We start from the raw sequence: 9,800 nt of genomic DNA, 5'->3' as shown, positions 1-9,800 counted from the left end.
CCATTCACGCCGCCATACAGGCTCTGAACCTGAACGCCGGGCTGGCGTGACAGGATCGCCGGCAGATTTTGCTCGGGTGAGCGCTCGATCTCTTCCCCGGTAATGACCGTGGTCGACGTTCCGGTGATACCCGCGCCGGCCACCGCAATCCCGTCCACCGTACCGGATGGAGCGCCATCGGGCGGGCCGCCCGGTACGGTCTGGTTTCCGCCGCCGACACTGCGTCCGATACCGGTAAGCCGCGTCTCGGTCACGTTGATCTGCGGCAGCGTCACACTCTGTGCCATCGCAGCGCCGGACGCTGCCGATGACAATAACGCAGCGAGCGCAACCGCACGGCGCCGCCTTGTCGCTTGATTCGTTGTAGATGTCGTCCCCATAGCACGGCCCTTCGTTCGCTCCGGCAAGGCCGGAGTTCGGGTGAACACACCCGATGCGAAGGGCACGCGAACGCACGCATACCATCGGCGGCAGCGAGATATGCCGTCGCACGCCGGTCAGCGCCGCTCACGCCTTTGGAAAAGTCGCAGGGAGAATCGCCCGGCGGCCTTCGCATCGGCTTTCAAGCGTCACCGCTGCGAACAACCGCTCCGTATGGACGCCCCGCCCACCGGTTGGGTGACTGCGCTGGCAGGTCTCCTGGCTCGCGGGTCGTCATCTGATCCGGCCTTCCCGGTTGCCCAGTGGCCATGTGCTGGATGCAGATTCGCCGCTTACAGTTGCGGGGGCAGCCACGGCTTCGGCCAGGTCGACCGTTCCGTGTTCCCTCTTGCCTCTCCGGCGGAGACCGGAGAACCAGTGCGGCACGGATGATTCACCGGCACTTCGCCTAAGTCAAGATCACGCTGTTTTGAGCGGGCGGCACAAGATCGACACGAAAAACCGGTAAGGTGTACGCCGCTGACCTTGCGGGTGGTGCCCGGCGCGCAAAGTCATCGAGCATCGTCATCGAGCATCGACTTGGACTATCATCGCGCTTCACCGACAACCATGAGCACCCAGCCATGACACGTCTCATTCAACGCATCGCGTGTTTCGCAGCCGCTGCCGCCCTGGTCTTCACAATCTCCGGCCAAGCCTCCGCAATGCCGTCGGACGAGCCCGGGAAAGCCGGCGCTGCAACTGACAAGAAAGACGAGAAGAAAGACGCGACGCCCGCCGCCGACAGCAAGGCGCCGGATGGAAAACCGTCGGACGCAAAGCCGGATGCCAAGCCGGCGGACAAGAAATCGGACCTCGATTTCCGCAACGGCTACAAGCAAGCCTATGACGCGATCTACAAGCGGCAGGATTATTCCGGCGCCCTCGTCATTCTGACCGCGCTGGGCCACGACGAACATCCGGATGTCGCGAACCTGATCGGCTTCGCCAGCCGCAAGCTGGGCCGCACCGAAGACGCGCGCATCTGGTACGAGAAAGCGCTCGCCGCCGATCCGAAACACACGCGCACCTGGCAATATTACGGGATGTGGCATCTCGAACGCGGCGACCGCGCCAAGGCCGAGCAACATCTTGAACGCGTCAGGTTGATCTGTGGCGAAGGCTGCGAGGAATTCACCTCGCTGCGCGACGCGCTGAATGGCAACGTCACCTACTGACCGCCAATCGCTTCTGCTGACCTTGAGGCTGACATGCCCCTGTTTCGATCCGCAATGCTGGCCACGATGCTGAGCGGCGCCCTCGCCGTCTCCGCTGCATGCGCGGCCGGCATTCAGAATCCGCCGTCGGGCGGCATGCAGCTGCAATCCGCCGATCCCGCGGGGCAACCAAAAGCGCCCCGCGGGAAACGCAAACCGTCCTCCGAGGGAAAGGCCAAAACGCCGGACAGGAAGTCCGAGAAGTTTCTCGAGGGCTACCGCACGGCCTACGACCTCATCTACAAGCGGCAGGATTACGCGGCGGCTATTGCTGTCCTGCGCACGCTTGGGCAGGATGACCATCCCGACGTCGCCAATCTGATCGGCTTTTCAAGCCGCAAGCTCGGCCGCACCGAGGACGCGCGCATCTGGTACGAGAAGGCGCTCGCCGCCGATCCGAAGCACACGCGCACCTGGCAATATTACGGCCTGTGGCATCTTGAACGCGGCGACCGCGCCAGGGCGCAGGACCATCTTCAGGCGATCGCCGCGATCTGCGGCACCGATTGCGAGGATTACACGTCCCTGAAGCTGGCTCTCGCCAGTGACAGCCTGACCTATTGATCGGGCGGACGATCGTGCCGGCGCTAGCTCGCACTCGGCGCGAGCGCCGCGCGGTCTGTTTCGGTCATGATCCAGCGCAGATAGGTGTCCTCCACCGACTCCACGGGAATGACCATGATCGCCGGCGTCGTATAGGGATGGCCGCTCTTGATGGCCTTGCGCACGCGATCGGCGAAGGAGGCGCGGGTCTTGATGACCATCACCACCTCTTCCCCGCGCTGAACCCGCCCCTCCCACCAATAATGCGACACCATTCCCGGCAGAATATTCACGCAGGCCGCCAGCCGTTGCGCAACCACATCCCGCCCCGCCTTCTCCGCCTCGACAAGCGAAGGATAAGTTGTGTAGACGAGCACTACGCGTTCCATAACATCCTCATTGATGGGGCTAGCACCGGGCGCGGCCGTTATATCAAGAGCGGCGCAGAGAGCGAACCCGATCGATGAGCCGCCGTTACGAGAAAATTGCCTTCATCGCGAGCTCCAGCCCGGAGGCTGCCGAGGCGGAGTCGCGGCTGGTGGCGCGGTATGGAACATGCGACCCGGCACAAGCCGACGTCGTCGTCGCGCTTGGCGGCGACGGCCTGATGCTGCAGACCCTGCGCGCGCTGATGCGGTCCGGCAAGCCGGTCTATGGCATGCATCGCGGCACCGTCGGCTTCCTGATGAACGAATTCAATGAAGCCGATTTGCGGGAGCGGCTCGCGGCGGCGGAAGAGACGGTGATCCATCCGCTTGTCATGCGCGCCAAGGACCGCTCCGGGAATTCTCACGAGCATTATGCCATCAACGAGGTGTCCGCGTTCCGGCAGACCTATCAGGCCGCGCGATTGCGCATCCTGGTCGATGGACAGGTGCGGCTGCCGGAACTGATGGCCGACGGGATCATGGTGGCGACGCCGGCCGGCTCCACGGCCTATAATCTTTCGGTCCAGGGGCCGATCATTCCGATCAGGGCGCCCCTGCTTGCTTTGACGCCGATTTCGCCGTTCCGTCCAAGGCGCTGGCATGGCGCACTCCTGCCGGACACGGCGCGCGTCACCATCGACGTCATCGATCCGGACAAACGACCGGTTGCAGCCGTGGCCGATCACTCGGAAGTTCGTGACGTGACGTCGGTCGAGATCGCCATGGATCATACGATCTCGATGCACATGTTGTTCGATCCGGGCCACAGTCTGGACGAACGGATTTTACGCGAACAATTCGGATATTAGACATCCGCGGCGAAAGCGAGCTAAACCCGACATTAAGAGGCTCCCGTTACCGTCCGGCGATGCCGGTTCAGCGGCACTGAGCTCATGTCGCGAATCGATTTCAACCGTCTTCGCTTCGTCGTTGTCGACGACAATGCGCATATGCGTCGCATCGTGCGCACGCTTCTGCACGGCTTCGGCGCACGCGAGGTGATCGAGGCCGAAGACGGCGCCGCAGGGCTCGAGGCCTTCACAAACCATCTGCCCGATATCGTGATCACAGACTGGGCGATGCCGATCTTCGACGGCCTCGAACTCACGCAGATGATCCGCCAGCCGGGCGCCAACGCCAATCCGTTCGTCCCCATCATCATGCTCACCGGACATTCGGAGAAGAGACGCGTGACAGCGGCACGCGACGCAGGCGTGACCGAGTTTCTCGCAAAGCCGCTGTCGGCTCAGGCGCTGTATGAGCGGATCATCAACGTCGTGATCAATCCGCGCCCGTTCATCCGCACCAAGACCTATTTCGGCCCGGACCGGCGGCGCGGCGCCAATACCGGCTATTCAGGCCCCGAGCGGCGCCGTGGCGGCCAGGCCGACGTCATCCAACAACGGTCGTTGTTCATCAAGGCGCAAGCCGAGTGATCTCTAAGGGTCCTGCGATGATTTCGGGCAGCAGCAATCGTATTCAAGTCGACGTCTTCGCCGATCACGAGGTCATCATCCCCGTCAACAAGCTGAAAAATGCCGTGGCGAAGGTCACGCTTGCGGGCGACGATCCGTTGGCCAAGGCGGAAGCCGCACTCGCGCAATTATCCGGCGAGTTCGCCAGCTGGATGAGTGCCGAATGCGACCGGCTCGACGCGGCCCGCCACAAGGTCCGTGACGCCGGCTTGAACACATCGACATTCAACGAGCTGTTTCATGCCGCGCACGACATCAAGGGCGATGCGGCGACCTTCGGATTCGCGCTTGCCGCCGGTGCGGCCGAAAGTCTGTGCCGCGTGCTTGAACATTCACCCGTTCCTGCCCGGATCCCGATGGCCCTGGTCGATCAGCATGTCGACGCCGTCCGGGCGATCGTGCGCGAATATGCGAGACCCGATATCAATGACATCGCGACCGCCCTGGTCCGCAAATTGCGTCATGTATCCGATGAATTCCTGATCCACGAAAACCGGCATCGGCCAGACTATCTGCAGGATCTGGTGTGACGCGCCGTAGAGCGCTCCGACGTGAGGGAGAGCCGAAGATTTTGACCTCGGGCGAAGCTTGACCAGAGCTTTTGCCGCGGAAGTGCGGATGTGGAACCCTATCGCCGATGCCGCGTTCTTTCGCGAATGCGGAGGAAAGCTCATGCAGACCGATGGCGAACACCGTTATGCTCTGGTCCTGGGGCAGGCCGTGATCAAGGCCTGGGGCGAATTGCCAACCGACATCCAACACAGGCTGTTCGAGACCGCGGTGTTGTCCGGCCATCATTCCGAGCAGGATGAATCGCTGCGCGAACAGCTTGCGGTTTTCCTGCATCAGCATCACCCGCGGACCGACCGCTAGATGCCACGCAAGCTGATCGAATTTCACGCCGAGGACCTGCGGGCCCTGGGTGAACTCGCCGAGGACAAGGCGACCACGATGCAGGAACTGATGGACGAGGCCGTACGCGACCTCCTCAAGAAGCACGGCAGGCCGACCGATCTGAAATCGGCTTTGCGTGAAAGCGCCAAGGTCACCGCGCCGAAGCGCCAAGGCCGGCACTGACGACCGTTACGCGGCAATCATCTCCGTGCCGTAATCCGGCATCACCCCGTCAACCAGATCCTCACAGAACATCCGCGCCTCTTCGCGCGCCGCTTCCGTGGCGAACCGACGCAACAGCATGATGAGAGGTGCGACTTCCTGGATATCGTGACTGGCGCAGCGCGTCAGCACGCGTTCGATCATGCGCCTCTTCAGACGCGCTGACCCCGAAGGATCGCCGAGGAAGCCGTCCTCCTGCATGGTGGCGAGTGCTTCGCGGAAGGCGGGATAGGCGCTCGCCGGCAAGCTTGCCTTTTCGTAGACGGCGCGGAACGTATCGCTGCGGCGGTCGTGAACCAGCCGCGAAATCCGTGACAACGGGATACCCGAGAGATCGGCAAGCGATTCCTCGAACATGGTGAGGTTGCCGGACAGCAGCGCACGCAGCAGGAGACCGGCGGTCAACTGACCGCTCTCGCGCAGATGCCGGATCAGCGGCCGCACTTCCTCCTCGGGCGTGTCGGCGGCGAGCGCAACGGTCGCTTTTTCGCAGGCCTCCTTGACCACGCGCCGGGCGCGATCCTCGTTCAGCCAATCGCGTGCGACCACAAACTCGGCGAGCGTTTCCGACAGCTTGGCGACCAGAGCCTGGCGTGTCGATGCGGGAAGGCCCTCGCCCGCCAGCAGGACCTCTCGGATCGGAGCGAGATGACCGAAGCGCTCGACGATGCGGTCGATCGAGAATTGTGCGATCTGGGTGCCGGGATTTTCAAGAAGCACAAGGCAGGCCTCCGCCGAGCCGACTTCGGCGATCGCCGCCGCGACCGACCGCGGCACTTCGGCGCGCCGTGCGATCGCGCATTGCGCGGACGAGCCCTGCGTCGCCACGGCATCGACGAGATCGGCGTCGAGCAGCAAAGGAGAGCGCTCCAGCACGAGGGCTGCGATCTCGGGCTGATCAGCGGCAAGCGCGTAGATGACGGAGGCCGGGGCATATTCGCTGGCGGCGAGGACATCCGCGAGCGCACCGCGCACGAGCGGCGACGGATCGTCGAGCAGCATCGTCATCGCGCCTTCGGCGGCAGCGAGATCGTCGTCCGACAGATCTGAATAGAGATAGGCTCTCGCCAATGCGGATGTCGCTTCGGCTCGCTCGCCGGCGGGGGCACTACGCAACCAAAACAGAAACTGTCTCACAATCATGTCTGGCTCAACACGCTGACGCGACGATGACCCCGCCGACTGATCAGGAGACTAGCGCGCGGCCCTTAACAAAGGGTTCACCATAAATCTTTGCGATTATTGCCGGATTCTTAACGCGCCTGGGCGCTGCCCTGCCCGCATCTTTAGAATGCGAAGTCGCGGCTAGCCGCGAACGCCTTGGGTGAAGAGCGACCGCACGTCCGGTCGCGTGTCCTGGAACAGGCCGAGGCTGCCAGGGGATGTGTCGGTGCGCACATCCGCTGTCTGCGCAACAGGCGCCGATTGCGCGGGCTGTGCGCCTGTCACCGGGACTGCCGCCTGCGCCACAGCTTGCGCCCGTGAGCGTTGCTCAAGATCGCGGGCAATGTGACGCGCCTGCTCCTGCTGGGTGGTGCGCGATTGCGGCGCCCAGAGTTCGGCGACTGCAGACGAGATCGGCTGACGACGCTCGGCCGTCCGGTAAGGGTTGTGAAAGACGCGTTCGCCCGGCACCGGCTTCTGGTTCACAGATCGCACCCCGGTTTCGGCCCGAGCCGCGGACACCTGGCTCACCGCCTCCGCCACCTGATAGGCACGGGCCACGCGCGCGGTTTCGGCAACGGCGCCGATGCCTTGGGTTGAATTCGGCCCAGCGGACACAGGCTGCATGGCCGTGACATTCTGTGCGGTCGTCCCGGCATTCAGGCCGGCGACGCGGGATTGCGCAACGTCGTAACGCGCGGAGAGATTTCGCGCGACCTCGGCGAAGTTGCGGGCGCGCCCGCTCTTGTCGAAGAAGATCGAGCGATTGGCGCGCGCCGCCGCAGGAAACGCGTTGGCAGCGACGGCACCCGGATTGTTTTCCGCCGCCGTAATCAGCCGCGCTGCACCGGTCGCGCCCATGAAGTGGGCCATGTACAGCTCGCCGTCGGTCGGAGCACGGCCGAGCTTGTTGGTCAGGTGCTTGGCATTGGAATTCGTGAAGACGCCCGCCATCAAGGCATTGGCGGTCGGATCCTGGCGCAGCGCCATGATCTCGCCGCGCATCGCAGGATCCGAGATGACATAGCGGCCGTCACCGGTGCGGGTGATCGCATCCGCATAACGCGAATAGCCGAGCAGCGGCCCTGCTTCCTTCAGGGTGCCGAGCCAGGTCCGGTCGACGAACTGAAACAGCCCGCCCGCAGAGGAGGTCTTGGCGGCTGCATTCGGATTGAGATTGGATTCGACCTTGGCGGTCGCCAGGAGGTAGCTGAACCTGGCGCCGGTGACTTCGGACGCCTTGCGGATCGCGGCAGTGACCGAAGTCGCCCCCGTTGCCCCCGCCGCCGTCGTGGCTCCGACCGCCGCCATCGCTGCAAAATCCTTCCCGGCCGACAGGGGCGCTTGCCTGCCGCACCGTCGCGACCTTGGCGAATTATGGTAAACGGAGTCTTAAAGGCACTGGCCGGCACGGACATGCCGTAGGAGGGAAAAAGCATGAGCGAGCCACAGCGGCACCCGCGCGGCGGGCTGTTTTTCGAGGATTTCGAGGTCGGCCGCACCTACGAGCACCGCTATTACCGGACGGTGACTCAGATGGACAACATGTTGTTCTCCAACATGACCCTCAATCCGCAGCCGCTGCATATCGACCGGCATTTCTGCGCCACCGAAACCGAGTGGGGCCAGCCGCTGATGAATTCGCTGTTCACGCTCGGACTGATGATCGGCATGTCGGTCTCCGACATTTCAACCGGCACGACCATTGCCAATCTGGGCATGCAGGAGACCCGTTTCCCGCATCCGGTTTTCGAGAACGACACGCTGCATGCGACCACCGAGATCATCGGCAAGCGCGAGTCGAAGTCTCGCCCGAATGCGGGAATCGTCGAGCTGCATCACCGCTGCTTCAACCAGGACGGCAAGCTCGTTGCCGAATGCAAGCGTCAGGCCTTCATCAAGAAGCGGCCGGTGGCCTGATGCGCTCGCTCCTCTTCGTGCCCGGCGATTCCGACAAGAAGCTCGACAAGGGGCTCGCCAGCGATGCCGACGCGCTGATCATCGATCTGGAGGATTCGGTTTCCGCCGATCGCAAGGCCGCGGCGCGGGACACCGCGCGCAACGTCCTGCAGACCGCAAGGCGCGACGGCTGCAAGCTCCTCGTCCGCGTCAACGCGCTCGATACCGGACTGACCGATGACGACCTCGACGCCGTCGTGCCGGGCCGGCCTGATGCGATCATGCTGCCGAAATCCGCCGGTGGCGTTTCAGTCACGCATCTGCATGCGAAGCTCTCCGCCCGCGAGGCCATCGCCGGCCTGCCGGACGGCGCGATCGGCATCGTGGCGCTTGCGACCGAGACGGCGGCCTCGTTGTTCACCACCGGCACTTACCCCGGATCAAGCCCGCGCCTCGCCGCCCTGACCTGGGGCGCCGAGGACCTGTCCGCCGAGCTCGGCGCCGAGACCAATCGCGACGACAACGGCGGCTTCCTCGACCCCTATCGGCTCGCTAGGACGCTCTGTCTCGCCGGAGCGGCCGCGGCCGGGGTGCCCGCCATCGACACGGTGTATGTCGACTTTCGCAACGATGCGGGGCTGCGCCGGGAATGCGAGGACGCGCGCCGCGACGGCTTCACCGCCAAGATGGCGATCCATCCGGGTCAGGTCGCGATCATCAACGAGGTCTTCACGCCGACACCGGAAGCGATCGCCCACGCGCAGAGCATCGTCGCCGCCTTTGAGGCACAGCCGGATGCCGGCGTCGTCGGCATTGGCGGCAAGATGTACGACCGCCCGCATCTTCTGCGGGCGAAGGTCTTGCTCGCCAAGGCCGGCAAGACGCGCTGACGCTACGCCACCACGGGCCCCTCGCCCGCCGCGATCATGTTGGCGACGCGAAAGCCCGAGCCCGCGCCGAGCGTCCAGCCGAGCGTTCCGTGGCCGGTATTGAGCCAGAGGTTGCGATAGCGGGTGCGGCCGACATACGGAATATTGGACGGGGTCGCCGGGCGCAGTCCGCTCCAGAAGGTCGCGCGGTCGAAGGCGCCGGCCCGCGGGAATAGCTTCTTCACGCTGCGCAGGATCGCACGGCAGCGCGTCTCGTCGAGATTGCGGGTATAGCCTGACAATTCCGCGGTACCGGCCACGCGCAACCGGTCCCCGAGATTGGAATAGACGATCTTCAGTTCGTCATCGGTCAGGCTGGTGACCGGCGCGGTGTTCGACCCATCGGTCGGGATCGTCACCGAATAGCCCTTCGCCGGATAGATGTTCAGCCGCACGCCGTATTGGCGGAGGAATGGGGCCGACCAAGACCCCATGCCGACGACGATGTCGCGTGCGCGCAAGGTGCGATAGCCGTCCGGGCCGCACACTTCGACGCCATGCACCGCGCGGCTCGCGCGATCGGCATGCAGCGCCGTCACCTGATGATTGTAGTGAAAGACGCCGCCCATCCGTTCGCAGACCCGCGCAAGCTCCTGCGTGTATTTCAGG

General features: G+C 64.2%; 14 protein-coding genes and 1 riboswitch. Of the genes, 9 read left to right on the top strand and 5 right to left on the bottom strand.

Annotated features, from left to right (window positions below):
* The coding region (locus tag VN004_RS08055) for a TonB-dependent receptor plug domain-containing protein (RefSeq protein WP_325608760.1) at positions 1–287 on the bottom strand (287 nt) is incomplete at its 3' end.
* Positions 288–612: 325 nt separating this feature from the next.
* Positions 613–815: riboswitch (cobalamin riboswitch) on the bottom strand.
* Positions 816–1,004: 189 nt separating this feature from the next.
* On the opposite strand from VN004_RS08055, the gene VN004_RS08050 reads away from it, so the two are divergent.
* Both VN004_RS08050 and VN004_RS08045 read left to right on the top strand, forming a co-directional pair.
* Positions 1,005–1,598, top strand: coding sequence for a tetratricopeptide repeat protein (locus VN004_RS08050; RefSeq protein ID WP_325608758.1), 594 nt, complete (start codon positions 1,005–1,007; stop codon positions 1,596–1,598).
* Between the two features lie 33 nt (positions 1,599–1,631).
* Entirely contained in the window at positions 1,632–2,201 is a 570-nt protein-coding gene (locus VN004_RS08045; protein ID WP_325608756.1) for a hypothetical protein, read from the top strand.
* 23 nt (positions 2,202–2,224) lie between these two features.
* On the opposite strand, the gene cutA is transcribed toward VN004_RS08045, so the two are convergent.
* Positions 2,225–2,569, bottom strand: coding sequence for a divalent-cation tolerance protein CutA (gene cutA, locus VN004_RS08040; RefSeq protein WP_325608754.1), 345 nt, complete (start codon positions 2,567–2,569; stop codon positions 2,225–2,227).
* 74 nt (positions 2,570–2,643) lie between these two features.
* Here cutA and VN004_RS08035 point away from each other — a divergent pair, with 74 nt between their 5' ends.
* From VN004_RS08035 to VN004_RS08015, 5 genes are all read left to right on the top strand, one after another.
* Positions 2,644–3,417 (top strand): NAD kinase, encoded by a 774-nt coding sequence (locus VN004_RS08035; protein WP_325608752.1) that lies wholly within the window; start codon positions 2,644–2,646, stop codon positions 3,415–3,417.
* Between the two features lie 84 nt (positions 3,418–3,501).
* On the top strand, positions 3,502–4,044 hold the full coding sequence (locus tag VN004_RS08030; protein WP_325608750.1) for a response regulator: 543 nt from the start codon (positions 3,502–3,504) through the stop codon (positions 4,042–4,044).
* A 17-nt stretch (positions 4,045–4,061) separates the two neighbouring features.
* Complete coding sequence (locus tag VN004_RS08025; protein ID WP_325608748.1) at positions 4,062–4,613, top strand: Hpt domain-containing protein; 552 nt, start codon at positions 4,062–4,064, stop codon at positions 4,611–4,613.
* Between the two features lie 142 nt (positions 4,614–4,755).
* Complete coding sequence (locus VN004_RS08020) at positions 4,756–4,956, top strand: hypothetical protein (protein WP_325608746.1); 201 nt, start codon at positions 4,756–4,758, stop codon at positions 4,954–4,956.
* The gene (locus VN004_RS08015) at positions 4,957–5,160 is read left to right on the top strand and encodes a ribbon-helix-helix domain-containing protein (protein ID WP_325608744.1); all 204 of its coding nucleotides are present in this window, start codon (positions 4,957–4,959) and stop codon (positions 5,158–5,160) included.
* A 6-nt stretch (positions 5,161–5,166) separates the two neighbouring features.
* On the opposite strand, the gene VN004_RS08010 is transcribed toward VN004_RS08015, so the two are convergent.
* Both VN004_RS08010 and VN004_RS08005 read right to left on the bottom strand, forming a co-directional pair.
* Complete coding sequence (locus VN004_RS08010; protein WP_325608742.1) at positions 5,167–6,342, bottom strand: DUF2336 domain-containing protein; 1,176 nt, start codon at positions 6,340–6,342, stop codon at positions 5,167–5,169.
* A 162-nt stretch (positions 6,343–6,504) separates the two neighbouring features.
* A complete protein-coding gene (locus VN004_RS08005) occupies positions 6,505–7,674 on the bottom strand; it encodes a lytic transglycosylase domain-containing protein (protein ID WP_325608740.1) in 1,170 nt (389 codons plus the stop codon).
* A gap of 126 nt (positions 7,675–7,800) precedes the next feature.
* On the opposite strand from VN004_RS08005, the gene VN004_RS08000 reads away from it, so the two are divergent.
* Positions 7,801–8,283, top strand: coding sequence for a MaoC family dehydratase (locus VN004_RS08000; protein WP_325608738.1), 483 nt, complete (start codon positions 7,801–7,803; stop codon positions 8,281–8,283).
* Positions 8,283–9,152, top strand: coding sequence for a CoA ester lyase (locus tag VN004_RS07995; RefSeq protein ID WP_325608736.1), 870 nt, complete (start codon positions 8,283–8,285; stop codon positions 9,150–9,152). Before VN004_RS08000 ends, VN004_RS07995 begins: the two co-directional genes overlap by 1 nt.
* A 2-nt stretch (positions 9,153–9,154) precedes the next feature.
* Here VN004_RS07995 and VN004_RS07990 read toward each other — a convergent pair.
* Positions 9,155–9,800 (bottom strand): FAD-dependent oxidoreductase (locus VN004_RS07990; protein WP_325608734.1); only part of this gene is annotated, 646 nt, incomplete at its 5' end.

It is taken from the genome of Pseudorhodoplanes sp., assembly GCF_035565855.1.
Taxonomy (GTDB): Bacteria; Pseudomonadota; Alphaproteobacteria; order Rhizobiales; family Xanthobacteraceae; genus Pseudorhodoplanes.
Note: the sequence above shows the minus strand (reverse complement) of the source record. Positions and strands in the feature narration are given on the sequence as shown.